The sequence below is a fragment of the Streptomyces sp. NBC_00009 genome, from assembly GCF_045040855.1.
GTDB classification, from domain to species: Bacteria; Actinomycetota; Actinomycetes; order Streptomycetales; family Streptomycetaceae; genus Streptomyces; species Streptomyces aureus.
Genome location: NZ_CP108312.1, coordinates 639,526 through 665,618 on the forward strand (window position 1 = coordinate 639,526; position 26,093 = coordinate 665,618).

Consider the following 26,093-nt stretch of genomic DNA (forward strand, 5'->3'; position numbering starts at 1 on the left):
GCAGGCCGTTGACGCTTCTATGTCAAGCGGCGAGCTGATGTTGAGTGATGTGGTGCTGCCAGGTAGCTCGGTCTTGGGTCATGGCGCGGTGGATGACGTCGATCAGGTGGCGTTTGAGGATGCGTCGGGCTCCGCGGGCTCCCTTGGTCGGCTCGTGGCGGGCCAGGAGTGCTCGCGCGCCCGCATGGAATCGTTGCTGGACGATGGACGTCGTGTAGAGCACGCTGTTGAGCCGCCGGTTGCCGCCTCGGTGCAGTCGGTAGCGTTCCTTGTCGGAGGAGTAGACCGGGATCGGTGCGGTCCCGGTGTAGCGGGCGAGCTTTGCTGAGCTGGCGAAACGGGTGATGTCACCGATCTCGGCGAGGAGGACCGCCGCGGAGACGTGGCTGATCCCTGTGATCTCCAGGAGCGCGGGTGCCAGCGGGGTGACCAGCTCCCGGATCGTGGTTTCGAGTCCGCGGACACGTTTGTTCAGCCCGTCTATCTCCGTGATCATCTCGATCAGCACCCGGCGGACGTGATCGCTCATGTCCGTGGTGTCCACCAGCACCGTCAGCGAGGTCATGCCGGGCCGGCGGGTGAGGTCGCCGGGGGTGTGGTCGAGCCAGAGGTGCGTGTATGCCTTGATCTGGTTGATCACCATGGTGCGGCGTCGGACGAGGTCGGCCCGTGAGTCGACCAGAACGCGCAGCTCGCGCACGCGGTCGTCGATGCGGTGACGGTCCAGGCCGGGGGTGGCGATCGCGGCGTGGGCGACCGCGGCAGCGTCGACGGGGTCGGACTTCGAGCCAGTGGCGGCGTGCAGTTTGCGGTGGGCGGCCATCAGCCGGGTGGGGACCCAGACCACCTCGTGGCCGGTCAGCAGCAGGCCGTCAGCCAGACGGCGGGCGAAGCCGCGACCGTCCTCGATTGCCCAGGTGATGGGGGTGCCGTCGGCGATCGTGCGGATCCACTTGAGCAGGACGCCGATCAGGTTCGCGTCGTTCTTGACGGTCAACGGCCTGGTCAGCCGCTTGCCGTCAGCGTCGACGGCCACTGCGACGTGTACGTGCTTGTGCGGGTCGATCCCCACTGTCACCATCGAGTTGTCCTCTTGTCTGCTGTCGCGGATGACGGGACAGATGCGAGGGCCCTGGCCAGGGGACAGACCTATTGCGAGTTGACGGCTCAGCAGGCTTCTATCAAGTCACTCCCGGCCAGGGCTCTCGCCCTGTGGACCGCCGTAGACATCTCAACGGAAAGCCTTTCGGCACGTGTTCTCCGAGTCACCCGGCGGCCCCGCCGAGCCTCTCCCGTCGAAGAAGCCCGGCCCGGCAAGGCTGCACCAATAGGTGTTCTCGTTGGTACCGCGCTGCCATGGGCTGCGCGGGTCGGCGAAGTAGACCGGCAGCCCGGTCCGGTGTGGTTCGGTGTCAGCGTCAGTGTGTTCGGGCCGCGGCGGCGTCGCGGAGGAGTCCGGCGAAGGTCAGGGCGGCGGGGGTGAGTGAGTGGTCGGCCATGCGAACCAGGAGGATGCGGCGGATGGGGGCCGGCGACTGGAGAGGCAGGACGTTGACGCCGGGTCGGATGCCCTCCAGGGCCAGGGTCGGGGCGAGGGCGACGCCGATACCGGCGGCGACCATGGCCTGGGCTTCCTGGTAGTCGTGGGCCTCGTAGGCGATGTGGGGCTCGAAGCCGACGGCGCGGCAGCCGCGGACGAGGGCTTCGGCCACCGGGTGATGTTCGGCGCGGGTGATCCAGGGGTCGTGTGCGAAGTCGGCGAGTGAGGCGGCGTTACGGTCGGCGAGTGGATGGTGGTCGCTGACGAGAAGGGCCGGCGGGTCATCGAGGAGTGGGGTGATGACAATGTCCTCCCGGTCGATTCGGCTCCAGTCGTAGTCCCACATCAGCGACATTTCGATCTCCCGGTTCTCCAGCATCGTCCAGAGTCCGGCGATGCGGGCGCTGCGGACGGTCAGCCGTACGTCGGGGTGGGCGTCTCGGAAGGCGATCACCGCCTGCGGGAGGAGCGAGGCGCCGACCGTGGGGAAGGTGCCGATGCGCAGTGTGCCCGCGCGCAGGCCGGCGTAGTCGGCGAGTTCGTTTTCCGCGGCCTGCAGTTCGCGTTCGATCCGTTGCCCTCGTTCGGCCAGCGCCCGTCCGGCGTCGGTGAGGGTCACGCCCCGGGCGTGGCGTTCCAGCAAGGGCTGGCCTGCCTCCGCTTCCAGGCGGCTGATCTGCTGCGATACCGCTGACGGGGTGTAGTTGAGGGCGCGGGCTGTCGCAGTCACCGAGCCGCGCCGGGCGACCTCGGTGAACAACAGGATGCGCCGGACGTCGAGCATGCCGCCACCTCCAGCGTTCACTTCACCTTAATAGCCATGCAGATTTCCGAGATTGTACTTCACGCTGCTGTCACCCACCGTGGAGGACACCACGCACGGCGAGACCGTCGTTGGGCTTCCCCTTCCATGTTTGTGAGGAGTCAGTTGTGCTGCGTCTGCAGGGCGAGATGATCCGCGGAGGAACCAGCAAGTGCTGGATCTTCGACCACCGCGACGTGGTCGCCACGGGCGTGGATGTCGATGCCCTGCTGCTCGCCGCCTTCAACGCCGCCGACCCCCGTCAGATCGACGGCGTGGGCGGCGCTTCCTCCACCACCTCCAAGGCCGCCGTCGTACAGGCGTCGGCCGAACACGGCGTGGATGTCGAGTACGCCTTCGCACAGGTCGGTATCGGCGACGAGCGCGTGGAGTGGGCCAGCAACTGCGGCAACTGCGCCACCGCCGTGGCCCTGTACGCCGTCCACCACAAGCTCGTGCCGATCACATCGGAAACCACCACCGTCCGCATGCTCAACGTGAACACCGGGGCCCGCCTCACTGGCACGATCCCCACGCCTGAGGGCGTGGCCCCGGAGGAGGGCATGGCCGTGGTGCCGGGTACCTCGACGCCGGGAGTGCCGGTCCTGCTCGGGTTTCAGGACCCGGCGGGCTCGACGACCGGCCGCGCTCTGCCGACCGGCCGGACGCTGGACGAGCTGACCGGCCCGGACGGTCCCGTCGAGGCATCCCTGGTGGACGCCGGCGCGCCGGCCGCGCTCTTCGAGGCCAAGGCGTTCGGTCTCGACGGCACGGAATCCCTCACCGCGTTCGCCACCGCAGTGCCCGCGCTGACCCTGCTGCGCCGCCAGGCAGCGCTAGCCATGGGCCTGGCCCGCGAGGGCGGTCCGGTCAGCCACGCGGTACCGAAGGTGGGCATCGTCGCCCGGCCTGCCCCCTATCGCACCACACAGGGCATACTCGTCGACCAGGACGAGTACGACCTGGCCGTGCGCATGGTCTCCATGCACGCCCCGCACCCGGCGATCGGCCTGACCTCTGCCGTGGCCCTGACCGCGGCCGCCGCCATCCCCGGCACCCTCGCCCACCGCGTCGCCCGGCAGAGCGCCGACGGCACGCTGCGCCTGGGCACCCCCGCCGGCGTGATCGTCACCCAAGCCGTTCCCGCACCGGACGGCGCGTCCCCCACGGTGCTCCTGCACCGCGCCGCCCGGCGTATCGCCCGAGCCGAACTCCTCGTTCCCGTCCTGGAAGGACGCCCCGCATGAGCCGCAACGACGCCGCCCCGGGTACCGCCACCGCACCGCCCGGCCGCATCCGCCGGATGCTGTCCCACCTCTACATCCAGTGCCTGATCGGCGTCCTGCTCGGCGCCGCCGTGGGCGGGCTGTGGCCGTCCGTCGGCGCTGATCTCAAGCCGCTCGGCGACGGCTTCATCGCGCTGGTGAAGATGTTCATCGCGCCGATCATCTTCTGCACGGTCGTCCACGGCATCGCCTCCATGGGCAATGCCCGCGCGGTCGGCCGCGTGAGCCTGAAGGCTCTGGTCTACTTCGAGGTGCTGACCACCGTGGCCATGGTGATCGGCCTGGTCGTCGTCAACGTCGTCAAGCCGGGCAGCGGTCTGCACATCGACCTCTCGACCCTGTCCACCAAGGGCCTGCCGCCGGAGGCGACCACGGCCCACGAGGGCTTCGCCGAGTTCCTCCTCGCCACCATCCCGGCCACCCTGGTCAGCGCCCTGACCGGCAACGAGATCCTGCCGGTGCTGCTGGTGTCGGTGCTGTTCGGCTTCGGCCTGCACGCCAGCGGAGAGGCTGGCCTGAGCATCGCCCGGGGCGTCGAGAAGTTCTCCACGGTTCTGTTCACGCTCATCCGCTGGATCATGCGGCTGGCTCCCATCGGCGCGTTCGGCTCGATGGCCTTCACCATCGGCAACTACGGTCTGGGCACCCTGCGCCACCTGGCCCTGCTGGTCGGCTCGTTCTGGCTGACGGCGCTCTTCTTCGTCCTGGTCGTCCTCGGGACCGTGATGCGCCTGAACGGACTGCGGCTGCTGCCCTTCTTGCGCTACATCAAGGAAGAGCTGCTGATCGTCCTGGGCACCTCCTCCACCGAGCCCGTCCTACCGCGCATGATGGCCAAGCTTCAGCACGTGGGCGCCTCGAAACCGGTCGTCGGCATCACGCTGCCCGCCGGGTACTCCTTCAACCTCGACGGCACCGCCATCTACCTGACCATGGGCTCGGTCTTCCTCGCCCAGGCCCTCGGCATCGACCTCAGCCTCACCCAGCAGCTGGCCATGCTCGCCGTCATGCTGCTCACCTCCAAGGGCGCCGCAGGCGTCACCGGCTCCGGCTTCATCGCCCTGGCCGCCACCCTCAGCGCCGTCCCGCACGTCCCCGTCGCCGCCCTCGCGCTGATCTTCGGCATCGACCGGTTCATGTCCGAAGCCCGCGCCCTGACCAGCCTGGTCGGCAACGGCGTCGCCACCCTGGCCGTCGCCCGGTGGGAGGGCGAGCTGGACGAGGACCGCGCCAAGGCCGTCCTGCGCGGAGAGATCCCCTACGCCCCCACCCCCGCTCCCTCCGCGGTGACAGCCGAGCCCGATCCGAAGCAGACGCCCGCGCCCGAGGCGATGCCCGAACCAACCCGCGCCCCGGCTCCCGCCGCCAGCTGATATTGCGTGGGCGGCCGGCCCGGAGCAGATGCTCCGGGCCGGCCCGCCCACGTCTCAACAGGACGTCGTACTCGCCGTCCGGGCTGATCAGGAACCTCTGGCCCTCCGGTACGCCCAGTCTTCCAACCGCTGATCAAGTCCGGCGGACGCCGCGCAGAGCTCCCGCGTCGTCTGCCGTTTCGGTGATCAGGGATCCGCGGATCTCCCGGCGTGAGCGAGGTACCTGTCCGTACGATCCGGGCGGAAGGTGCGTCAGGTGACCAGGGATGCGGAACCGGACCTTCATGGACTGATCACGGCACGCAGGGCCGAACTGGAGCTGCAGGCAGAGAAGTTGAGCCAGCAGCTTCAAGAGGTGCGCGACGAGCTCGAGGAACTCACCGTCGCCGAGCGGGTCGCGCGTCGACTGGCCGAGCAGCTGCATGCCGAAACGAGGACGACGCCTGGAGGTGCCGGCCAGGTCGCGGGCCGCGCGGTGCTGCTGGTGCCGCAGCGCGAGCGCGGCACCGACGAGACCGTACTGCCTGTGGACTACCAGCGGATCATGGACGTGGTGCGACGGGCGGATACGCCGGTCATGGTCAAGGAGGTCTGCGGTGAGCTGGGGATGTCCAAAGAGCCGGCCCGCTCGGAGGCGATGCGCTCGAAGCTGAACCGGCTGGCCGAGCGGGGCTGGCTGCGCAAGCTGGCCGACGGGAAGTTCACCACCACGCTGTGAGTGTGGTCCAGCAACGGCATGCAGCCCGGGCCGTAACGCCCATGCCCCCGGCGGCAGTTGATAGATCATGTCAAAGAAAACCAGCCCCGCCGGGGGCACTGAGACGGTTGTCTACCAGTCCAGTCTGCAGCTGTCCACGACCACCCTGACCTTCCTCCGCGACCTGCTGCGCGGCCGTCTGAAGAAGATCCGCTCCCGGTGGCGGAAGCTGCCGGCCGGTAAGATCGCCACGATCGTCCTCGCAGTTCTCCGCCATGACCAGCGGCTTGCCGACATGGCGGGCGGCAACCACATTTCCGCCACGACGGTGCGTCGTTGGGTCCTGGAGGTGATCGAGCTGCTTGCCGCGCGGGCCCAGCGCCTGGAGCGCGCGCTGAAGAAAGTCATCCGAACGGGTGGCCGCGTCGTCCTGATCGACGGCACTCTGATCCGCACCCGGCGCCGCACAGGAGCGGACAACCGCCGCAACTACAGCGGGAAACACAAGGCCCACGGCCTGCTCTTCCTCGCCCTCACCGACGACAAGGGCCGGCTGCTGTGGCTGTCCGCGGCCCGCCCGGGAAGCTCCTCGGAGATCACCACCGCCCGTTACAACAAGCTCGTCGAGCGCCTGCGGACCGTCGAGCTGGGTGCAATCGGTGACCTCGGCTTCGTCGGCCTGGACGACGACCCGGACAACCCCGTGGTCATCACCGGCTACAAAGCCGCCCGCACCAAGCCACTCACCCCTGCGAAGAAGCAGGTCAATAAGCTGATCGCGTCTGTCCGCGCGGTTTGCGAGCACGCCTTCGCGCACCTGAAGAACTGGCGCATCCTCACCAGGCTCCGCCTGCACGTCCGTCACTGTGTGTGCCGATAATTACGTCCGAGCAGGTCACCGCAGTCATGGCGTCGATCGCACGGCGCGGCAGGATGGTCACTCGTGCTGCTCCGTCTCACCTATCTGACCGCGCTCACCTCTTCACCGCCCTGCGCCTGCTGCGCACGAGTGACCACGCCAAGGTCGCCGAAATCCTCGCCCTACGCCACCCGCTCGCTGTTCTCGGGCGCCAACTCGGCTCGTCGAAAGTGAAGTTCAGCCCCGCAGACCGGGTCGTCCTCGCCGCGCTCCTGGCCCCGCTGCCCCGTGCGCTGCTGCGCCGGCTGCGGCTGCTCGTCCGTCCGGACACCACTTTGCGACGGCATCGCAACCTGCTCCGGCGGCGCCACGCGAGAGCCTCCTACAACAAGCAGCCCGGCCGCCCCCGCACCGTCCGCTCCATCCGAGCCCTCGTCCTGCGCCTGGCCCTCGAGAACAGCACCCGGGGCAACCGGCGCATCCACGGCGAACTCGCCACCCTCGGCATCAAGACCGCCGCCTCCACCGTCCGGGAGATCCTCCACCACGAGGGCACCGACCCGGCACCACAGCGGACCACCGTCAACCGGGCCGCCTTCCTCCGCTCCCGGACCGACGCACTCCTCGCCATGGACTTCATCGAGACCATCACGCTGACCGGCCAGCGGCAGCACACCCTCGCCACCATCGAACACACCACGCGCCGGATCCGGACCCTCGGCACCACGACGCACCCCACAACCGACTGAGCCACCCAGACGATCAGGAACCTCCTGATGGAAGTCCAGAACATAGGCATCCGCGCGAAGTTCCTCATCCACGACCACGATGCCAAGTACCCCACCCTCACCGACGAGACCCTCGCCGACACCGACATCCGCAACCCTCACCGGCGCACGCATGCCCCGCATGAACTCGATCACGGAACGCTGGGTACGCACCCTCCGCCGCGAACTCCTCGACCGCACCCTCATCTGGAACGAGCAGCACCTACGCCACGCCCTACGCGCCTACGAGCTCCATCACAAACGAGCACCGCACCCACCCATCGCTCCAGACCACCGCTCCACTCCACCCTCTCCCCCAACCCCTCGAACCCGAGCGAATCACCAGCCTCCACATACACCGACACAACCGCCTCGGCAGCGTCCTCCACGAGCACCGACATGCTGCATGACCTGCATGGACCTACTTTCAGGCACCCACAACGCCCCAGGCGGCATCGCCCTTCCCACCGAGGACAGCCGAAGCGTCGGTCAGGGTGAGAGTCGGGCTTCCGGGCGATGCCGTGGTCCGTAGGCAATCGTCGCTGTCAGGCGGTAGCGGGTCTGGCATCGGCCGCTGCTGGGGCTTCGGTCGCACCTCCCACGCTGTCGTTCCGGCCGCCTCCCCGTACGAGAAGGACGCTGAGTGCGGCCAGAATGCCGATCACTGTCAGGCCGACCAGACCACCCTTGGTAGAACCGGTCGTGGTCTCCAGGATGCCGAAGGCGGTCGGGGCGACGAAGCCGCCCAGGTTGCCGATGGAGTTGATGAGTGCGATGCCGGGGGCGGCGGCGCGCGCGTCCAGGTAGTTCTGCGGAATGGTCCAGAAAATGGGGGAAGCCGGCTTGAAGCCGACCGCGGCGATGCACAGGGCGCCGAGGCCGAGCCACGGCGAGACGTAGACGGCGAGGAGTGTGCCGAGGCTGCCGATGAGCAGCAGCGTCACCAGCAGGGGGCGGCGCTTGCCCATGCGGTCGGAGATCCGGCCGGAGACCCAGACGGCGGCGATTGCGAACAGCCAGGGGATGGAGGTGAGGAGACCGACCTGGAATTCCGAGAGGTCGCCCATGTCGTCGACGATCGAGGGGAGCCAGAACGTCACCGCGTACAGGGCGACGTTGATCGCGAAGTAGATCCAGAGGAAGAGCAGCATCTGGGGGTCGGCGAGCAGCTTCCAGCGGGAGACCTTCGCGGTGCCGCGCTTGCTTTCTCGGGCGGCCTGTTCGGCGTCGATCGTGGCTACGAGGCCCTGCTTCTCCTCGTCGGTGAGCCAGTCGGCGCTGTCGATGCTGTTGTCCAGGAAGCGGTAGACGACGAAGCCGAGGACGACCGAGAAGAGGCCCTCGATGAAGAACATCCACTGCCAGCCGGCGTGACCGAGGAGGCCGTGCATCTCCATGAGCGCGCCGGAGATCGGGCCGACGATGACGGTCGCCGTGCCGGAGCCCATCAGGAAGATGGAGGTGGCGCGTCCGCGGTGGGAGTCGGGGAGCCAGCGCGAGAAGTAGTAGATGACCGCGGGGAAGAAGCCCGCTTCCGCGACGCCGAGGAGGAAGCGCAGCACGTAGAACATCTCGGCGCTGTTCACGAAGGCCATGGCAGTGGCCACGACCCCCCAGCTGATCATGATCCGGGTGAGCCAGATCCGTGCGCCGAATCGCTCCATGAGGATGTTGGAGGGCACTTCGAAGATCGCGTAAGCGATGAAGAAGATGCCCGCACCGACACCGAACGCGGCGGCCGACAGCCCGGTGTCGGCGCTCAGTTCGCCCTTGGCGAAGCCGATGTTGACCCGGTCCATGTAGTTCACGACGAACATGATGAAGAACAGCGGTATGACGCGCTTGAAGATCTTCTTGATGGCGGACTCGACGGCCGGGGGGTGCTGCACGGCGCCGTTGACGGCGCTCTGGGGTACTGCGGACACGAGCGGCTCCGATCGTGAATGCGGGGTACGGCAGGGGCGGGAGTCGCCGGGGCCGGGAAGGGGACTCCCGGCGGAGAACTCGCGCAACCAGAGCCGGGAGCCGGGACGTACGAACTCCCGGCTCCCGTCAGACAGTTGGTGTCACCAGCGGGGGAAGTCCGGGCTTTCCCAGGCCGGGTCGGCGACGCGCATCGCGGCCGCGTCGTCGCGCTCGCGCATCGTCCCGTCGTCGTCCAGCCAGCGCTGGTGCAGGACGGCGAGCCTGTCACGGTCGAGGGTGACGCCGAGGCCCGGGGCGTCGGAGACGGTCACCTTGCCGTCCGTGAAGGCGATCCGCTCGTTCAGCACGTCCTCGGACTGCCAGGGGTAGTGCGAGTCGCAGGCGTGGTGCAGGTTCGGGACTGTGGACGCCACGTGTGTCATCGCGGCGAGCGAGATGCCCAGGTGGGTGTTGGAGTGCATCGACACTCCGACGCCGAACGTGCGGCATATGGCGGCGAGTTCGCGGGTGTTGCGCAGGCCGCCCCAGTAGTGGTGGTCGGACAGGACGACCTGGACGGCGTCGCGAATGAACGCCTCCTTGACCTCGTCGAAGGTCGTCACACACATGTTGGTGGCGAGCGGCACGTCGGTACGGGCGGCGACGGCGGCCATGTTGGGCGTACCGAGAGTGGGGTCCTCCAGGTACTCCAGGACGTCCTGAAGTGCCTCGATGACCTTGATGGAGGTCTCGACGGACCAGGCGCCGTTGGGATCGAGTCGCAGCGGGCTTCCGGGGAACGCCTCGGCGAGAGCGCGTATCGCCGCGATCTCCTGCTCGGGCTCGAAGACGCCCCCCTTGAGCTTGAAAGAGCGGAAGCCGTAGCGCTCGGTGAACTTGCGTGCCTGGTCGACGATGCCGGCCGGGTCGACGGCCTCGCCCCAGTCGTCCACCTCGGAGTCGACGCCCTTCGGGTGCTCGCCCCACTTGTAGAAGAGGTAGCCGCTGTACTCGACGGCGTCGCGCACCTTGCCGCCGAGCAGGGCGTGGACCGGCAGGCCCTGTGCCTTGCCGAGCGCGTCCAGGCAGGCGACCTCGAAGCCGCAGACGACGGACAGCCGCAGCTTGTCGGCGGTCTGAACGCCTCGCAGGCCGCCCACGTCCACCTGGTTCGTCACCCGCTCCTCGGCTACCGCGACCTCGTCCGCGAGGGTGAACAGGCCGTTGAGGTCGGCGACGGACCGCCCGACCAGCTTCTCGGCGTACGGGCGGGCCAGCTCCAGGTACTTGGTGTCGCCGTAGGTCTCACCGAGGCCGGTGATCCCGTCCGCGGTGGTGACCTCGATGATCAGGCGGGGGGTATACGGCTGGTGCACCCCCTGGGCGTTGAGCAGCGGCGGGTCGGCGACGAGGATCGGGGTCAGCCGGACGTCGGTGATCGTCAGGTCGTTCATCGGGTGGCTCCAACGAGGTTCAGACCGGCGGTGAGCAGTGCTTCGAGGTCTGTGAGATCTGCGGGGGTCGGGTCGGTGAGGGGTGCGCGGACCGGTCCGACGGGGCGGCCGCGCAGCCGTGCCGCTGCCTTGACCAGGGACACCGCATAGCCGGGGCGTCGGTCGCGCAGCTCGACGAAGGGGACGTAGAAGTCGGCGAGCAGCTTGTCGACGCGGCTGTCGTCGCCTGCTGACAGGGCATGGAAGAAGGCGTTGGCGATCTCCGGGGCGAAGGCGTGGACGGCCGAGGAGTAGGCCGGGATGCCGACCGTCGCATAGGCGCGGGCCTGGAGCTCGGCTGTCGGGGCGCCGTTGAAGAAGAGGAAGCCGTCGGGGGCGGCGAGGGTGCTGCGCTGGAGCCGGTCGAGGTCGCTGTGGCCGTCCTTGAGGCCGATGACGCCGGGGATCGCGGCGATCTGGCGAACGGTCTCCCCGTCGTACGTCACGTGGTCGCGCTGATAGGCGATGAGCGGCAGCCGGGTGCCGTCGGCGATCCGGCGGAGCTGCTCGACCAGGCCGTCCTGCGGGGCCTTGTTGAGGTAGTGCGGCAGGACGAGGAGCGCGTCGACTCCAGCCTCTTCGGCGATACGGGCGAAGCGCAGCGCCTGGGCGTAGCCGTAGCCGGTACCGGCCACGACCGGGACGCGGCCCGCCGTCACCTCCACGGCGGCGGCAACGACTTGACCGTACTCGTCCTCGTCAAGGGCGCTGAACTCCCCCGTGCCGCAGGCCGGAAAGACTGCACCGGGGTTCGTCTCCAGCTGCCCGGCCAGATAGCTGCGGAAGCCGTCGAGGTCGAGCGAGCCGTCGGCGTAGAAGCTGGTGAGCGGGAACGACAGCACGCCCTGCGCCATGCCGTCGCGCAGCCGCGCCGCAGTGCCGGGCAGGGGGGTCCGAGTCACCATGCTGTCTCCGTATGTAGATGACGTTCGCACATGGGGATGGACAGTAGGCTCGGGAATCCACCCCGTCAATGGGTTTCGAGCAAGCGATTCGGCATCAAGTGCAGGCGCGGACACGCAGGTCGGGACGGTACGTACGATCGACTCATGTCCGAATCTGTTGAGCCTGTCGTGCGGCCGCCCGAGTCCGGCGTGCGCGAGGTGAAGTCGGCCGCTCGCACGGTCGACCTGCTCGAACTCCTCGCCGCCCGCGGCGACCGGCCCGCCCGACTGCAGGAACTCGCCGACGAGCTGGGCGTGCCGCGCAGCTCCATGTACGCGCTGCTGCAGACCCTGATCGCACGTGGCTGGGTGCGCACCGACGCCACCGCCTCGCTGTACGGAATCGGCCTGCGCACGCTGCTCACCGGCACCACCTATCTGGACACCGACCCCGTGGTCCGCGTGGTGCGCCCGTACCTGGACGATGCCTCGGAGCAACTCGGCGAGACCATCCATCTGGCCCGCCTCGACGGTCTGGACATCGCCTACCTCGCGACCCGCGAGTCGCACGAGTATCTGCGCACCATCAGCCGGGTGGGGCGCTGGCTGCCCGCCCACGCGGGCGCACTCGGCAAGGCGCTGCTGGCCGAACACCCGGACGCGGAACTGCCGGACGCACCGTACGAGGCACTGACCCCACGCACCCACACCACCAGGGCCGCGCTCGTTGCCGACCTCGCGCAGGTGCGGGCGCGCGGCTACTCGATCGACCGCGAGGAGGGTGTCACCGGCATCGTCGGGTTCGGCTTCGCGCTGCGCGTGAACGGCGAAGCGCCGGCGCAGGACGCCATCAGCTGCTCGGTGCCAGTGGCGCGGCTCACCGAGGCGCGCGAACGGCGGATTGTGACCGTGATGCAGAAGGCGCGCGAGGAGATCGAGGTAAGACTGGCGCAGGGCATGGGCGCGGGCGGAGTCGACTGGCGCTGAGCCTGTCCCGCGTGAAAATCCCGGTTCGGTCGGCTGGTCTGGGCCGTTTCCCTGCGAGGGTGGAGCCGACACGAGGATGATCGGAGTCCATGCGGTGGTCGTGGATCTATCTCCTGGCACGGAGGTCGTTGGAGCTGGCAGGCCTGCGGCTGCTGGGCAACACGGCCAAGGACGTCGAACTGCTGGTGCTACGGCACCAGATCGCCGTCCTGCAGCGCCAAGTCGGTCGACCGAAGCCCGAGCCGGGAGACCGTGTACTGCTGGCTGCCCTCTCACGGCTGCTGCCCAGGGAACGCTGGAGCAGCTTCTTCGTCACCCCGGCGACGCTGCTGCGCCGGCATCGCGAGCTGATCGCCGACAGGTGGACCTCCCCCACAAGACTGCGGGTGCCGATAAATCATCCGCGCAGGTCACGGCCTTGAGTACCTATCGGCGAGCCGCGCACACCGACCTTTGATTGTTTTCCCGCGGACCAATGCGGACGGCATCATGATCTCTCGTGCTGCTGCGCCTGGCCTACCTCGCCGCCACCAACGCCTTCGCCTTGCTACGTCTGCTGCCAATGAGCGACCGGGACAAGGACATCGAGACCCTCGCCCTGCGGCACCAGCTGCTGGTCCTGCAACGCCAGGTCGGCAAGCCGACGTTCACCGACACCGACCGAGTGTTCCTGGCCGGTCTGCTCCGCCGCCTGCCAAGAGAGAAGCTGCGGCATCTCCTACTGCTGGTCCGCCCAGAGACGATCTTGCGCTGGCACCGCGACCTGCTCACGCGGAGCCATGCCGCGACCTGCGCGCCGAAACGTCGCGGGCGCCCGCCGACCGTCCGCTCGATTCGCGCCCTGGTGCCGCGCCTGGCACATGACAACAGCTTGCGGCGCTGGGCATCAAGGTCGCCGATCCTCTAGGAGCACGGCATCCCGCCCGCGCCCGAACGGCAGAGCGCGACCTGGGCGGACTTTATGCGCAGCCAGGCCGACGCACTGCTCGCCTGCGATCTCTTCGAGGTCCGCACCCTGGCTCGGGCGCGGCTGTACGTCTTCGCCGTCATCGAGCACTCGACAAGGCGCATCCGGGTCCTGGGCGCCACCGCGCACCCGACCGCGCAGTGGATCGTGCAGCTCGGGCGTAACCTCCTCATGGACCTCGATGACGCCAGCAGCAAGGCCAGATTCCTGATCCGCGACCGCGACTCGAAGTCCACGACCGCCTTCGACGCCCTTGTGGCCGACGCCGGCCAGAAGGTGATCATCACAGGCATCCAGATGCCCCGGATGAACTCCCTCATGGAGCGCTGGATACAGACCTGCCGACGCGAGCTCCTGGACCGCACCTTGATCTGGAACCAGAGCCACCTCCTCTACGCATTACGTGAGTTCGAGACCCATTACAACGAGCACCGACCCCACGGACCCTCAAGCAAGCCGCACCACTCCGCCCGCTCCCCCAACCGGTCAACGGCCCACCGCAGCTCGGGGACCTGAAGGTCCGCCGACGAGACCGACTCGGCGGAACCCTCCGCGAGTACCGACATGCCGCTTGACCAGGCCGGATGATTTTTCGGCACCCGCAACGTCCGAGCCCTGGGGGAACGTGCCGCCGCCGAGCTCAAGGAACGCTGGCGTGCGCTCACGCGCGTCACACTCAGCCCCTGCCGCATCGGCGACATCACCCGCGCCGCACTCGTCCTCAACCAGCGTTGGAAGTGATCTTCATAGAGAAAACCTCAGTGACGACCTGATGCTTCCAAGCCGGCATGAGGATGTTTGGCGACGCATGACCAGCGATTAGGGGACAACGCTCAGGTCTGCACCAGCAATATCCCCGCAACAATAGGGCCGGGTTCTAAAATATTCATCCTGACCCCATTGCCCAGACCTCACTCGCCCCTTTACTCTCACAGCCATGGCAGCAGTGATTCTCGCTGCTCGTCGGCACGTCGACTTCGGACGGCTGGCGAGTACGCTCTGTAAGGCCGCCGCGGCGTGACCGCCGGGCTCGGGCGCCGCTCGTCCGGGCCCTGAGCAGCCGGTCAACGCCTCATCATTCAACGGGACATCGGGCTCCGACCAGCCGCGGCCGATCGCGCCTCGACTGGGCCACAGTTTCCCGCCTCCCGTTCCTCATTCGCAAATCCCCGTACATCCCAAACGAGGACTCCGGGAATTCTGCGCGCCTTTTTCATTCACTTGCGAGTTGAATTCACCCCGCTCAAAAAAGAAAAGGGAAAACTAAATGAGTGAGCACGAGCAGTCGAAGGTAAGCAGACGCGGCTTCCTCGCGAGCTCGGCCGCGGTTGCCGCGGCGGTCACCGTCCCCGCGGCCGCCCAGCTGGCCACCGGCACTCCGGCCGCGGCGGCCACCCGCCCGAACATCCTGCTGATCATCACTGACGACCAGCCCAAGCACACCGACTGGGCGACCTCGAAGACCATCAACTGGCTCGTCGGTCAGGGCGTGAAGTTCACCGACGGCCACGTCGCCACGCCGCTGTGCGCCCCCTCCCGCTCCTCCGTCTTCTCCGGCCGCTACGCCCACAACCACGGCGTGCTCGACAACGGCCACCCGTACAAGCTCGACCAGGACACCACGGTGCAGCGCTACCTGAAGCAGGCCGGCTACCGCACCGGCCTGTTCGGCAAGTACCTCAACGCCTGGAACGTCAGCGACAACCCACCGCACTTCGAGGAGTGGGTGCTTGAGGACCCGGTCGTCTACAACGACGGCACGTACAACGACAACGGGACCGTCCACACGATCGCCGGCTACAGCACCACGATCATCAAGAACAAGACCCTGGCCTTCCTGGACAAGGCCGCGACCGACACCCGGCCCTGGTTCGCGGTCGTCACCCCCAAGGCCTCGCACGAGCCCAACACCCCGGAGACGCAGTACGCCAACACCGTGGTGCCGGACTGGAACGGCCGCCCGTCCGTCTTCGAGACCGACAAGAGCGACAAGCCCGACTACATCCAGAACGCCAACCAGACCCTCGCCGACGGCCAGGCGCTGCGGCAGCGGCAGCTGCGCACCCTGCTGTCTGTCGACGACGCGGTGCAGGCGTTCAAGGACAAGCTGGTGTCCCTGGGCCAGCTCAACAACACCCTCGTCATCTACATCAGCGACAACGGCTACACCTGGGCCGACCACGGATGGTCCAAGAAGTCGGTGCCCTACTCCCCGTCTCACGAGGTGCCGTTCTACCTGTCCTGGCCGGCTGGCGGCCTGGGCGCCGGGACCACGGACAACCGCATCGTCGCCAACATCGACATCGCGCCCACCATCCTCGACGCGGCCGGGATCACCGCGAACACCCCGCAGGACGGCAAGTCGCTGCTCGGCACCTACAGCCGTGACCACCTGCTGGTCGAGTGGTGGGAGCAGGGCGTCCACCAGACGGGGAGCCCGCACACGTGGTCCTCGTACGTCGCCAAGGACAAGCAGTACACGGAGTACTACAAGCTCCACACCGACACCAACGGCAATGTGGTCGGCACCGGTGAGGTGGCGTTCCGCGAGCACTACGACCTCACGAACGACCCGTACCAACTCACCAACAAGCTCTACGGGGCGACCTCCGCGGACGAGCAAGCTCTGGGCATCCCGGCCCTGAGGGACCAGCTCGCCGCCGACCGCGTGAGCTAGCCGTACTGGCCGCGCCGGCCGGTCCGCACCATCCGGCCGGGTGCCCGTCTCTCACGGGCACCCGGCCGACCTCATCATCGAACCTCGGAGATGTCATGTCCTCCTCCTGCTGCACACCCGGCCGGGCCACTCTCACGATCGCGCCAGCCGCGTCCACCGCACCGCCCCGCTCCGAGACGGCACTCCGGATCGCCAAGCAGCTGATCGGCCTGCCCGGCGGTCGGTTCCTCATGGGCGGTGACGACCCCGACGGCATCGCGGCCGACCACGAGGGCCCGGTCCGCGAGGTCGAGGTCGTCCCCTTCCGGATCGCCCCCACGACCGTGACCAACGCCCAGTTCGCGAGCTTCGTCAAGGCGACCGGCTACGTCACTGAGGCCGAGAGCTTCAACTCCTCCTTCGTCTTCTACGGCCTCCTCCCCGAGGAACTCGCGGACACGGCGGAGCCCGTTGCCGAAGTGCCGTGGTGGCGGGCGGTGGCCGGCGCGACCTGGCGGCATCCCGAAGGCCCGGGGTCATCCATCGAATCGCGCCAGAATCACCCCGTCGTCCACATCTCCTGGAACGACGCCCAGGCCTTCTGCGAGTGGTCCGGCACACGCCTGCCCACCGAGGCCGAGTGGGAGTACGCGGCCCGCGGCGGACTCAACCGGCGCCGTTTCCCGTGGGGTGACGAACTGGCCCCGCGCGGGCGGATGATGCTCAACATCTGGCAGGGCGACTTCCCCGCCCGTTACACGGGTCCCGGCGGACCAGGCACCGTACCCGCGAAGTCCTACCGCCCCAACGGCTACGGCCTCTACAACACCGTGGGAAACGTCTGGGAGTGGACGGCCGACTGGTTCGTCCCGGACATCTCCCGCGTCATGCGCGGCGGCTCCTACCTGTGCCACGACTCGTACTGCAACCGCTACCGCGTCGCGGCCCGCAGCCGTAACACCCCCGACAGCTCGACGGCTAACATCGGCTTCCGCGTGGCGGCCGAGGGCCGGTAGCAAGGTCCTCCCTGGGGGTTGTGCCCGGCAATGCCGCCTTGAGGCGCTTGTTGTACCCGGACTGCTGCGGCAGGTACGGGAACATCGCGGCCAAGTGCGTGTGCGCGTACCGCAACCAGCGCGCCTCGGAATGCACGCCGAGCAGCGCCTGCGCGACCGCGAGGGTGGGCTGGGGCGGACTCAATGCCTGACCAGCCACAAGACCCGGTCCCACGACAGAAGGTGGTACACGACCAGCACGCCGGCGAGCACCACGGCGAGACTGCGGGATCCCGCCGCGTACAACGCCGCCGCACCGCCGAAGAACACAGCCAGCTCCAGCAGGAACCGCAGCGGACCAGGTGTCGCAATCACCGTCCCCCCGGACCGGGATGCATCGTCTGGGGTGGCGAAGACTCCCCACAGCACGGCCACGATCAGGGGAACGGCAACCACGCAGACATACCGCAGGAAACCAGGCACCACAGCCCATGCCCAGAGCCCGAAGCACACCAGAGCCACCAGCTCCAATACGAACCTCACACCGAGAGACAACGGGTGAAAGCCATACCCGGACGACATACGCGCAGTTCCCTCCGTCGTAGTCCCTCCAGGATCACAGACCGCCGCACAGCAAGTTCAAGAACCACCAGATCAGACATCGGACTTATTCATCCAGGGAACTCAGCCTCAGGCCAGGTTCGTTCACCGGGCGGGCGGAGGTCGCCCCCGATCTCCTCCGCGACCTCGGCCGGCAGGCCGGCGGTCACCGTGTCGTCGGCTGTCAGGACAGCCAGCGCCTCACAACCCTGCCCGTGCCGAAAACTCATCCGCCCTGGTGGGAGGGGGTGCACGAGTTGATCGCGGTCGGGCGGGATGACGTGCTGGTGAAGTTGGTGATCAACACGGCATGATGGTCCGCCGTGCTGCTGCGACTTGCCTATCTGGGTGTGACTAGCGCGTTCGCGATGCTGCGCCTGTTGCCGAAGAGCGACCGAGACAAGGTCGTCGAGATCCTCGCCCTGCGCCATCAGATCACGGTGCTGAAGCGCCAACTCGGCAAGGAAGGGGTGCGATTCAGCCCGAGTGACCGGGCGTTTCTGGCGGCACTGCTGCACAGGCTGCCGCGGGATGTGCTACACAGGCTGCGACTGCTGGTCCGGCCGGACACGCTGCTGCGCTGGCACCGCGACCTGGCCACACGCCGCCTCGCTGCCGCGTCGCGCCCGAAGCGACCAGGCCGGCCTCGCACCGTGCACTCCATCCGCGCTCTGGTCCTGCGCCTGGCCCGGGAGAATCCCAACCGGGGCTACCGGCGCCTCCACGGCGAACTGCTCATCCTCGGCATGAAGGTGGCTGCCTCCACCGTATGAGAGATCCTCAAGGAGGCCGGAATCAACCCAGCGCCCGAACAGAACTCCAGTACCTGGGCAGACTTCCTACACTCCCAGACCGAGGCCGTGCTGGCGTGCGACTTCTTCGAGACGGTCCCCCTGTCCGGGGCGCGGATGTACGTGTTCGCGGTGATCGAGCACAGCACCCGACGGATCCGGATCCTGGGCGCGACTGCACACCCGACCCCTCTCTGGGTGACGCAGGCCGCAAAGAACCTGGTCATGGACCTCGAAGACGCCAGATCCAAGGCCAAGTTCCTGATCCGAGACCGGGACGGCAAGTTCCCCGAGCTGTTCGACGCCGTCCTGCGAGATGCGGGGATCGAGAGCATCCTCAGCGGCGTCCGGATGCCGCGGATGAACTCGGTCATGGAGAGATGGGTGCAGACCTGCCGGCGCGAGCTGCTGGACCGCACGTTGATCTGGAATCAGCGGCATCTGCTCCACGCCTTGCGCGAGTTCGAACAGTTCTACAACTCCCATCGGCCTCATCAGGGCATTGCGAACGCCCGCCCGCTACGTCCCCTGCCCGTGACGGTCGCCGATCCGGAGGAGCTCAATCGCCTCGACATACGAAGACGCGATCGCCTGGGCGGCATCCTCCACGAGTACCACCACGCCGCCTGACCTCGATGGATGAGGTTTCCGGCAAGCGCAACCACCTGGGGCTAGAGGGACGAGCGATGGGGGTTCATCTAGAACTCGGCGATCTCGACGGTCCGGCCGGGCGTGCCCAGGGAGGAGGCCAGCGCTTCAGTGACCTTCATCGGCAGCAGGTGGGCCGACAGCGTGCTCCTGCTCTCGGTCCCCCGCAGCCAGTTCTCCATGAGCTCCCGGTTGCTGTCGCTGTGGAACAGCCCGTCGAACGTCTTGACCGACGTGTATGTCTCTTGCCGGAGCAGAGCGGCGTTCGCCCTCGTGGTCAGCCGAGCGAAGGCGTCGATCCTGTCCGTGTTCTGCCCGCGGGGCACGTCGTAGCAATGGACGTGTGTCGAATACAGCGTGGACAGCTGTGCTTCGAGGTCGACACTGGAAGTGCGGCCGTTCTTGTTGTATACGTCGTCCGGGAGATCCTGCCAGTTGCGTATGGAGGGCGTCGTCTGCTCGAAGGAAAGCGTCCCGACGGTCAGGGTCCGCTCCGAAGCGACGTCGACCAGACGGAACGTAGCGGTGATGTCCGTCTCGCCGAAGGAATGCGCCAGGTTCTCGGCGTGCGGCCAGCGCGGTTGCCCGTCCTTGAACCGCCTGGCGGTCGGATTTGGTATTCGCAGGTGCTGATCGGCCGGGAAGGCACCGAACGAGCTGACTTCGAGCCTGAAGCGGCGATGAGGGAACACGAGTTTATTGAGGGACAGGCACTGCACAGCGAGATCAACGTAGTGGTAGGCGCCGTGCATCATCATCCCGTAGCCATGCCGGTAGGGGTGGTCATCCCGCGACTCGTACTCGCGCTGAAGGTTCCACACACCGCCGGCGGCTCGCAGGTGGAGCGACGTGACGGGGGCTTGCCAGTCCCGCACTCTCTCTTCGAGCGATCGGATCACTTCCCCGTTGTAGATTCGGTGATACCGGCTCAGCGTCATCACGGAATGCTTAGCGCCGGTGCGATCAGCCTGAGCGATGAGGTCCTGCATGACCTCGGTGATACGCGACGGCGCGAACCGGCCGTCCACCAGCGGAGCCAGGACCGGCTTCTCCACCAGCGAATCGATGCCGTTCTCGACGCAGTGGCGTAAATAGGCTTCATGCGCCTGCACCTCGGTCGCGATGTACACCTTCATCGGCAGCTCGGGCAGACCAAGTTGTCTGACGGCGGCTCCGATCAACTCCTGCTGCGTCCGCTGAGCGTTTGCGCCAGGGACCGGCTGCTGGAGGTAGACGACCTCCCGGGGCTTCAGGTCGACTCCCTGTATGCGCTGCTCAATCGTCGGCCTCTCCGACTCCAGGTCGATGACGGAGTACGAGTCGACGTTGTGCGTGCCGACAAGTCCATCCGCGCTGGCGAAAGGGCCTGGCTGGACAATCGGGTCCCGGAGGGCTGATCGACCGCTCCCGCCAGCTCAGCTCCGGCATGATGTTCGATCGTGTTACTACGCCTGGCCTATCTGGCCGTCACGAACGCTTTCGCCGCGCTGCGGCTATTGCCGTTGAGCGATCGAGACAAGGACGTGGAGATCCTCGCTCTGCGGCACCAGCTCGCAGTCCTTGAACGGCAGCTCGGTACAGCCCGACCGAACTTCGATCCCGAGGACCGTGCGTTCCTCGCCGCCCTGCTCCATCGTCTGCCCAGACATGCCCTGAGCAGGCTGCGGCTGCTGGTTCGGCCGGACACGGTGCTGCGCTGGCACCGCGACCTGACAAGGTGTCGGCACGCAGCCCGCTCACGCCCTAAGCGCACCGGCCGGCCAAGGACCGTGCGCTCCATCCGGCAACTGGTATTGCGCTTCGCGAAAGAGAACCCGAACTGGGGTTACCGACGGATCCACGGCGAACTCGCCATGCTCGGCATCAAGATCGCGGCTTCCACCGTCTGGGAGATCCTACGCGCCGCCGGAATCGATCCGGCTCCGCAGCGCCCCACCACAACCTGGGCTGACTTCCTGCACGCACAGGCGGATGCTCTCCTCGCGTGCGACTTCTTCGAGACCGTCACGCTTACCGGTACCCGGCTGCATGTGCTCGCGGTGATCGAGCACGCCAGTCGTCGGATCCGGATCCTGGGCGCCACCGCGCACCCGACCGCCGCCTGGGTCACGCAAGCCGCACGAAACCTCGTCATAGACCTGGAGGACGCCGGTCATCATGCGCGATTCCTGATCCGGGACCGGGACGGCAAGTATCCCCAACTGTTCGACGCGATCCTCGCGGATACCGGAATCAAAGTGGTGCTCACCGGCATCCGCATGCCCCGGATGAACGCGATCATGGAACGTTGGGTACGCACCTGCCGCCGCGAACTACTCGACCGCACACTGATCTGGAACCCACACCATCTCCTCCGCGCCCTCCGAGAGTTCGAAGACCACTACAACAACCACCGCCCGCATCGTGCACTCGGCCAAGCATCACCTCTACGCTCACACCCCGAGCCGGTCACCAATCCGGGCCAGATCGCCCACCTGAACATACGCAGACGCGACCGCCTCAGCGGAATGCTCCACGAATACCACCATGCAGCCTGACCCGCTCGGATGACCTTTTCGGCACCCACAACGCCTTCCGGGCCGAGTTGGAGCCTGCCGATCGTCTGAGTCCCGCCCGCGTCGAACGCCGCCCCGCCCACGGGTCGGGGCGGCGTTCGACCGCTATCGAGGAATTGGTCCCCGGAAAGCCACCGAAACCCTGCCTACTTGCTGCCGCGCCGCGCCCTTCCCACCTTGGTGGCGTCTCCCAACCGCGTTCAACTTCTCGATGCCGCACACAACAGCCCGGACAAGAATCGGGCATATGGGGTCCTGAAAATCGGACATGGGGCCAAGAATTCGCACGGCCCCATACCGTCGGTTCCCGTTATGGGGACGCCGCTCCCAGCCCCGCTCCCACTGGGAGCGAGCGTGACCTGCGCGAAGAGCGCAAGCCCATACCCATAAGACCCCCGAACGAAGGGGAGCCAGCAGTCACAAAACGGACACGGATGTGAACGCGCGGGCAAGAAATCGAATATATGGCCATCGGCCCGAGTGGGAGCAATCCGTTAAGGGGACTGCGAGGAAGCGCGCTCCCTCCCATCGCTCCCAGGGAGCGAGCCCGGAAACAGAAAAAGGGCCGTTATGAAAACGGCCCTTCACCTGCGACGTTCGATACGTTCGAACCGTCGGGACGACAGGATTTGAACCTGCGACCCCTTGACCCCCAGTGTTCGAACGGGGGTCCGACAGGTGTTCCCCGATCCGAATCCAGCAGGTCAGGGCTTCGCATGTCCGCCCCGCATGACGCCTGATGCCGCCTCATGACACACAGTCCGTGAGAAGCGCGTGAGAGGCAATGAGCCTCAGCACCATCCTCGCTCACGTTAGGGGAGGGTGAGGCCGTCGCCATGGCAGACGACGGAGAGCACGAACACCTGTCTGCCGGTCGGGACGTCGTGCGCCGCAGCGGCACATACCGTCCACCGCGATTGCCCGGTACCTCAGGCGCACTCGATCTGCGCGGTAGCACCACGAACCCCGTGGTGCCATCGGCAAGTCTGACGATCTCCACCGCAGGGTGGAGCTTCTCGGCCGCCCAGTGGACCAGCCGCCCGGCATGGCTGCCGTCCGCCCACACCAGGCGGATGGAGAAGTACAGCACGCGCAGCCACTCCAGCAGCCCGACGGGCGTCACATAACCCCACGCTCACCGCAGGTGGATCCGGGCTGAATCAATCAAGATCGGACTCCACGAAACCCGGGACAACTCAAAGATGCGGCCTAACGGGTGAGGGAGCATGCTGGGAGGGGGCGGAGGCGACTACCTGGATCCCAGGCCATCCGAAACAGTGTCCTTGTTGGCAGGCTCCATCGGCCGCCCTTGAGCGCCTCTTGACCCTGCCTTCGTTCACATTCCTGTGGGGTTGAGGCACATGGCGTCCTTTTCCAGAAGCGTGGTGCGGCCTCTGGACTTGCTGGCCCTCCGGTTTGAGTTCTTCAACCTCATCCTGATGGCTGAGGGGCCTTCCGCCGGCCAGCTTGTGCGGGAACAAGCGGGGGAGGACTCGTTCATCGTGGTGCACTTCCCGCCCCAGCACGCTGGCGAGTCCGTGGTCACAGGAGATGACTTTCCCACTGTCCCTCAGCTTGGGCGCGTCGCCGGTCCCAGCCGCCTCGCTTTCCAACTTCCTCGGGGCACGGACCGGATCCCATTCACGCTGGATGCCTTGCTCGACTGGTCGTCCCTGGACCCCAGCCTCGTGCCTGTCGCCCAATCACCGAAGGGTTCTGCCTTCGAAGACCCCGCGCAGGCGCCGCAGCTCCGGGACCCAACGGTCACCGAGACGAGCATCGAGCTTCCATACCGCCTCGTCCTCTCGCCGCATCCCGGCAGCGACTGGGCACATTCCGGAGAGCCGGTCACCCACGAGGGCAGGACGGAGCTGTGGCACACACGCCTCGGGGTTCGGCAAACCAGGGCGGACGGCACGAGTTTCGTCGGCGAGGACGAGATGGTGAGCCGTCATGTCCGAGCGGTCTTCTCCCCAGACCTGGCCTCCCCGCCCGGCATCACCACGTCGCTCGATCCTAAGGATCGCAGCGACATCGTCCACCTCTCGGCCGATTTCACGCTCCGCAAGAAGGACGGCACGGCGTACCGCCCCGACCCCGTAGAGATCGACCGGCTGATGCTTTCCTCCCGGGGAGGCTGGCTCCGGGCGTGTGGCGAGTGGGACGGGCCACCCTCCTTCGACCTGAGCCAGTGGCATCACGTGGCCACCCAGGGCCGGGACCAGTTCGTGCGGACCGTCCATGAGGGGTTCCTGTTCCCCTTCGGTCACCGCGCCGCGCACATCACGGTCACCGAACGGGTGATTGAGGAGAGCTTTGGGAAACGGGTCGCGGTGTTGCGGAAGCGCCACTTCGTCGTCGTGCGCGAGCCCGTGAAGACCTACGAGGCCGCGGGGTTCCCACATGAGGGACGGGAGATGCCGTTCTCGAGGAGCCTGCGCATCACGACCCTGTCCACCCCTACAGCACCGGAGGAGATCCTCGACAGCCGCGGCGCCTTCTGGATCATGAAGGAGCCTCCGTCGCAGTCGGCCCCGGTCCCGTTCCACCTCGTCGGGACAGACGTCGTCGGCGAGGGCACCGACCTCCATGCAGCACTGATCTTCGTTCCCAGGAGCGTCATCGAGCACCCTCCTGAGATCCGGGAAATTTTCCTGAGCATGATCAGGAGGGCGTACCAGGGACCCGACGACGGTCCTTCGGGCCAGCGGCGCCGCATCCCGGTCGCGGGTGCGCGAGTGGCGTTCGCCCCGCCGACCGATCCTGCCACGCCGGGCGAGACCACGCTGATCACCGAAGCGCTGACCTTCGACGTGCACATCGACAGCGATCCGCGCGCCACCGATGGCAGGTTTCCGTTCCAGCCTTCCCTCGACGGGGCGCAAGTCCGCCTTCCAGCAGTGGAGCAGATCGTCGGCGGCTCCGAGCCTGTACTGATCGCCCTGTCGCAGGTGTTTCTCAACGCAGGGGTCGACGCTCCTGGCAACCGCGCCCAACTGTTCGCTGAAGTTACCGCGTCGGCGCTCGACGTGGACCTGCCTGCCGAGCGGGGCGGCGCGCTGGCCAAGCCGAACCTGGCGGTGCAGGGCCTTTCCCGGACCCTCGGGCCGGTGGGTGGCGACCTCGCCCAGCTCACCGCGGGAGTGTTCGACCCCAAGGCCTTCTTCGCCGACAGCGCCAAGTTGTTGGGCGCCGTCCCCCTGAGCGTTCTCGTGTCCGCGGACTTCGGCTCCGAGCAGTTCCCAAAGATGTTCAGCCGCACGACGGCCACGTCGGTGGTCACCACTTTGGACTGGGAGCCGGAGGTGACGAATGATGCGGAGGCGATCCGGCCCCTTCGGTCGCGCGATCCGGGCGTCTCCTTCTCGCTTCACGCCCGGATGGAACGGCCGCTGGACGGCAGCCCAACCCGCTCGTCGATCACAACGAGCCTGAGGAACTTCACCTTCTCGTTCCCCCACGTGCTCGACGTCCACTTCGATGCCCTGTCCTTCCGGTCGGAAGGCAGCGGCAAGCCCGACATCAGTGCCGAGTTGGCAGCGGAGGGCGTGGTCTTCCAACCGCCGCTGTCGTTCCTCAACACCCTGCGCAGTTTCATTCCCGCCGACGGATTCAGTGGCCCACTGGCGCTGGACGTCAGTCCCTCCGGCATGAAGGTTGGGTACTCGCTGGCCCTGCCACCGGTGGCGGTGGGGGTGTTCGCGCTTCAGAACGTGAAGCTGGGAGCCAGTCTGCACATTCCGTTTACCGACGGCCGGGTGAGCCTGCGCTTCAACTTCGCCGAGCGCCATGATGAGTTCCTCCTCACCGTCCAGGGCCTCGGCGGGGGCGGCTTCTTCACCATGGCCCTGGGACTCGACGGCATCGAGATGATCGAGGCGGCTCTCGAGTTCGGGGCGAGCGTGTCGATGGACTTCGGTGTGGCAAGCGGCTCGGTATCGATCATGGCGGGCGTCTACTTCCGCCACGAAACGCTCGACGCCGGCGCCGTACCGGTGAAGGAAAAGACCACACTCACCGGCTACGTCCGACTGAACGGCGTGGTCGAGGTCCTCGGTCTTGTCAGCGTGTCGGTCGAACTCTTCATGGGCCTCACCTACGAGACAGGGCCTGAGCGGCTCGAGGGCGTTGCAACGCTCGTGGTCAAGATCGATCTCACTTTGTTCAGCGAGTCGGTCGAGCTCACCGTCAAGCGTTCCTTCGACAAGGGGGGCGGCGACCCCACCTTGGGTGACGTCATGACCGAAAAGGACTGGTCGAAGTACGCCGACGCCTTCGCTTGAGAGGT

The 26,093-nt window shown here is 67.2% G+C and carries 20 protein-coding genes and 2 pseudogenes; 14 read left to right on the forward strand and 8 right to left on the reverse strand.

Translation table 11 applies throughout. The features are described 5' to 3' along the window. Positions 1-22: 22 nt before the first annotated feature. Positions 23-1,081: an IS110 family transposase gene (locus tag OHA58_RS02975; protein WP_405475127.1), complete on the reverse strand. Its 1,059-nt coding sequence runs from the start codon at positions 1,079-1,081 to the stop codon at positions 23-25. A 337-nt stretch (positions 1,082-1,418) separates the two neighbouring features. Further along, entirely contained in the window at positions 1,419-2,324 is a 906-nt protein-coding gene (locus OHA58_RS02980) for a LysR family transcriptional regulator (RefSeq protein ID WP_405484728.1), read from the reverse strand. A 146-nt stretch (positions 2,325-2,470) separates the two neighbouring features. On the opposite strand from OHA58_RS02980, the gene OHA58_RS02985 reads away from it, so the two are divergent. From OHA58_RS02985 to OHA58_RS03005, 5 genes are all read left to right on the forward strand, one after another. Beyond that, positions 2,471-3,589: a PrpF domain-containing protein gene (locus OHA58_RS02985; protein WP_405476071.1), complete on the forward strand. Its 1,119-nt coding sequence runs from the start codon at positions 2,471-2,473 to the stop codon at positions 3,587-3,589. Then, on the forward strand, positions 3,586-5,001 hold the full coding sequence (gene dctA, locus OHA58_RS02990) for a C4-dicarboxylate transporter DctA (protein WP_405476073.1): 1,416 nt from the start codon (positions 3,586-3,588) through the stop codon (positions 4,999-5,001). The genes OHA58_RS02985 and dctA overlap by 4 nt, the downstream gene beginning before the upstream one ends. Positions 5,002-5,257: 256 nt before the next feature. After that, the gene (locus OHA58_RS02995; RefSeq protein ID WP_405476075.1) at positions 5,258-5,719 is read left to right on the forward strand and encodes a hypothetical protein; all 462 of its coding nucleotides are present in this window, start codon (positions 5,258-5,260) and stop codon (positions 5,717-5,719) included. 67 nt (positions 5,720-5,786) lie between these two features. Beyond that, positions 5,787-6,578 (forward strand): transposase family protein, encoded by a 792-nt coding sequence (locus OHA58_RS03000; RefSeq protein ID WP_405476077.1) that lies wholly within the window; start codon positions 5,787-5,789, stop codon positions 6,576-6,578. Positions 6,579-6,604: 26 nt separating this feature from the next. Further along, on the forward strand, positions 6,605-7,306 hold the full coding sequence (locus tag OHA58_RS03005) for a helix-turn-helix domain-containing protein (protein ID WP_405476079.1): 702 nt from the start codon (positions 6,605-6,607) through the stop codon (positions 7,304-7,306). A 563-nt stretch (positions 7,307-7,869) separates the two neighbouring features. On the opposite strand, the gene OHA58_RS03010 is transcribed toward OHA58_RS03005, so the two are convergent. The 3 genes from OHA58_RS03010 to OHA58_RS03020 all read right to left on the reverse strand — a co-directional run bounded on the left by OHA58_RS03010 (position 7,870) and on the right by OHA58_RS03020 (position 11,627). Beyond that, positions 7,870-9,249 (reverse strand): MFS transporter, encoded by a 1,380-nt coding sequence (locus OHA58_RS03010; protein WP_405476081.1) that lies wholly within the window; start codon positions 9,247-9,249, stop codon positions 7,870-7,872. Positions 9,250-9,390: 141 nt separating this feature from the next. Further along, positions 9,391-10,683 (reverse strand): glucarate dehydratase family protein, encoded by a 1,293-nt coding sequence (locus OHA58_RS03015; RefSeq protein ID WP_405476082.1) that lies wholly within the window; start codon positions 10,681-10,683, stop codon positions 9,391-9,393. Beyond that, positions 10,680-11,627, reverse strand: a complete 948-nt coding sequence (locus OHA58_RS03020; RefSeq protein WP_405476085.1) for a 5-dehydro-4-deoxyglucarate dehydratase — start codon at positions 11,625-11,627, stop codon at positions 10,680-10,682. Before OHA58_RS03020 ends, OHA58_RS03015 begins: the two co-directional genes overlap by 4 nt. A 144-nt stretch (positions 11,628-11,771) precedes the next feature. On the opposite strand from OHA58_RS03020, the gene OHA58_RS03025 reads away from it, so the two are divergent. The 6 genes from OHA58_RS03025 (at position 11,772) to OHA58_RS03050 (ending at position 17,232) form a co-directional block, all read left to right on the forward strand. Beyond that, positions 11,772-12,593: an IclR family transcriptional regulator gene (locus OHA58_RS03025; RefSeq protein WP_405476088.1), complete on the forward strand. Its 822-nt coding sequence runs from the start codon at positions 11,772-11,774 to the stop codon at positions 12,591-12,593. Positions 12,594-12,682: 89 nt separating this feature from the next. Continuing rightward, positions 12,683-13,015 (forward strand): integrase, encoded by a 333-nt coding sequence (locus tag OHA58_RS03030; protein ID WP_405476090.1) that lies wholly within the window; start codon positions 12,683-12,685, stop codon positions 13,013-13,015. Positions 13,016-13,092: 77 nt separating this feature from the next. Next, positions 13,093-13,500 (forward strand): hypothetical protein, encoded by a 408-nt coding sequence (locus tag OHA58_RS03035; RefSeq protein WP_405476092.1) that lies wholly within the window; start codon positions 13,093-13,095, stop codon positions 13,498-13,500. 54 nt (positions 13,501-13,554) lie between these two features. After that, the gene (locus tag OHA58_RS03040) at positions 13,555-14,076 is read left to right on the forward strand and encodes an integrase core domain-containing protein (protein ID WP_405476095.1); all 522 of its coding nucleotides are present in this window, start codon (positions 13,555-13,557) and stop codon (positions 14,074-14,076) included. Positions 14,077-14,827: 751 nt separating this feature from the next. After that, a complete protein-coding gene (locus OHA58_RS03045; protein ID WP_405476098.1) occupies positions 14,828-16,237 on the forward strand; it encodes a sulfatase in 1,410 nt (469 codons plus the stop codon). Positions 16,238-16,332: 95 nt separating this feature from the next. Then, entirely contained in the window at positions 16,333-17,232 is a 900-nt protein-coding gene (locus OHA58_RS03050) for a formylglycine-generating enzyme family protein (RefSeq protein WP_405476101.1), read from the forward strand. A 25-nt stretch (positions 17,233-17,257) separates the two neighbouring features. Here the strand turns inward: OHA58_RS03050 and OHA58_RS03055 are convergent. Next, positions 17,258-17,446 (reverse strand): annotated as a pseudogene (locus OHA58_RS03055) (hypothetical protein); the annotation flags it as partial. After that, a complete protein-coding gene (locus OHA58_RS03060) occupies positions 17,413-17,793 on the reverse strand; it encodes a YrdB family protein (RefSeq protein ID WP_405476104.1) in 381 nt (126 codons plus the stop codon). The pseudogene OHA58_RS03055 and the gene OHA58_RS03060, both read right to left, overlap by 34 nt. Before the next feature lie 341 nt (positions 17,794-18,134). Between OHA58_RS03060 and OHA58_RS03065 the strand changes: the two are divergent. Then, positions 18,135-19,232, forward strand: a pseudogene (locus OHA58_RS03065) (integrase core domain-containing protein). Between the two features lie 68 nt (positions 19,233-19,300). Here the strand turns inward: OHA58_RS03065 and OHA58_RS03070 are convergent. Next, positions 19,301-20,431, reverse strand: a complete 1,131-nt coding sequence (locus OHA58_RS03070; RefSeq protein WP_405476106.1) for a hypothetical protein — start codon at positions 20,429-20,431, stop codon at positions 19,301-19,303. A 258-nt stretch (positions 20,432-20,689) separates the two neighbouring features. On the opposite strand from OHA58_RS03070, the gene OHA58_RS03075 reads away from it, so the two are divergent. Beyond that, on the forward strand, positions 20,690-21,787 hold the full coding sequence (locus tag OHA58_RS03075) for an integrase core domain-containing protein (protein WP_405476109.1): 1,098 nt from the start codon (positions 20,690-20,692) through the stop codon (positions 21,785-21,787). 1,379 nt (positions 21,788-23,166) lie between these two features. After that, positions 23,167-26,088, forward strand: coding sequence for a hypothetical protein (locus OHA58_RS03080; protein WP_405476111.1), 2,922 nt, complete (start codon positions 23,167-23,169; stop codon positions 26,086-26,088). Positions 26,089-26,093 lie beyond the last annotated feature (5 nt).

Bases quoted from the DNA above. Each gene is read 5' to 3' on its own strand.
- OHA58_RS02975 (WP_405475127.1), bottom strand. From the start codon at position 1,081: ATGGTGACAGTGGGGATCGACCCGCACAAGCACGTACACGTCGCAGTG.
- OHA58_RS02980 (WP_405484728.1), bottom strand. From the start codon at position 2,324: ATGCTCGACGTCCGGCGCATCCTGTTGTTCACCGAGGTCGCCCGGCGC.
- dctA (WP_405476073.1), top strand. From the start codon at position 3,586: ATGAGCCGCAACGACGCCGCCCCGGGTACCGCCACCGCACCGCCCGGC.
- OHA58_RS03000 (WP_405476077.1), top strand. From the start codon at position 5,787: ATGTCAAAGAAAACCAGCCCCGCCGGGGGCACTGAGACGGTTGTCTAC.
- OHA58_RS03005 (WP_405476079.1), top strand. From the start codon at position 6,605: ATGGCGTCGATCGCACGGCGCGGCAGGATGGTCACTCGTGCTGCTCCG.
- OHA58_RS03015 (WP_405476082.1), bottom strand. From the start codon at position 10,683: ATGAACGACCTGACGATCACCGACGTCCGGCTGACCCCGATCCTCGTC.
- OHA58_RS03020 (WP_405476085.1), bottom strand. From the start codon at position 11,627: ATGGTGACTCGGACCCCCCTGCCCGGCACTGCGGCGCGGCTGCGCGAC.
- OHA58_RS03025 (WP_405476088.1), top strand. From the start codon at position 11,772: ATGTCCGAATCTGTTGAGCCTGTCGTGCGGCCGCCCGAGTCCGGCGTG.
- OHA58_RS03030 (WP_405476090.1), top strand. From the start codon at position 12,683: ATGCGGTGGTCGTGGATCTATCTCCTGGCACGGAGGTCGTTGGAGCTG.
- OHA58_RS03040 (WP_405476095.1), top strand. From the start codon at position 13,555: ATGCGCAGCCAGGCCGACGCACTGCTCGCCTGCGATCTCTTCGAGGTC.
- OHA58_RS03045 (WP_405476098.1), top strand. From the start codon at position 14,828: ATGAGTGAGCACGAGCAGTCGAAGGTAAGCAGACGCGGCTTCCTCGCG.
- OHA58_RS03050 (WP_405476101.1), top strand. From the start codon at position 16,333: ATGTCCTCCTCCTGCTGCACACCCGGCCGGGCCACTCTCACGATCGCG.
- OHA58_RS03060 (WP_405476104.1), bottom strand. From the start codon at position 17,793: ATGTCGTCCGGGTATGGCTTTCACCCGTTGTCTCTCGGTGTGAGGTTC.
- OHA58_RS03080 (WP_405476111.1), top strand. From the start codon at position 23,167: ATGGCGTCCTTTTCCAGAAGCGTGGTGCGGCCTCTGGACTTGCTGGCC.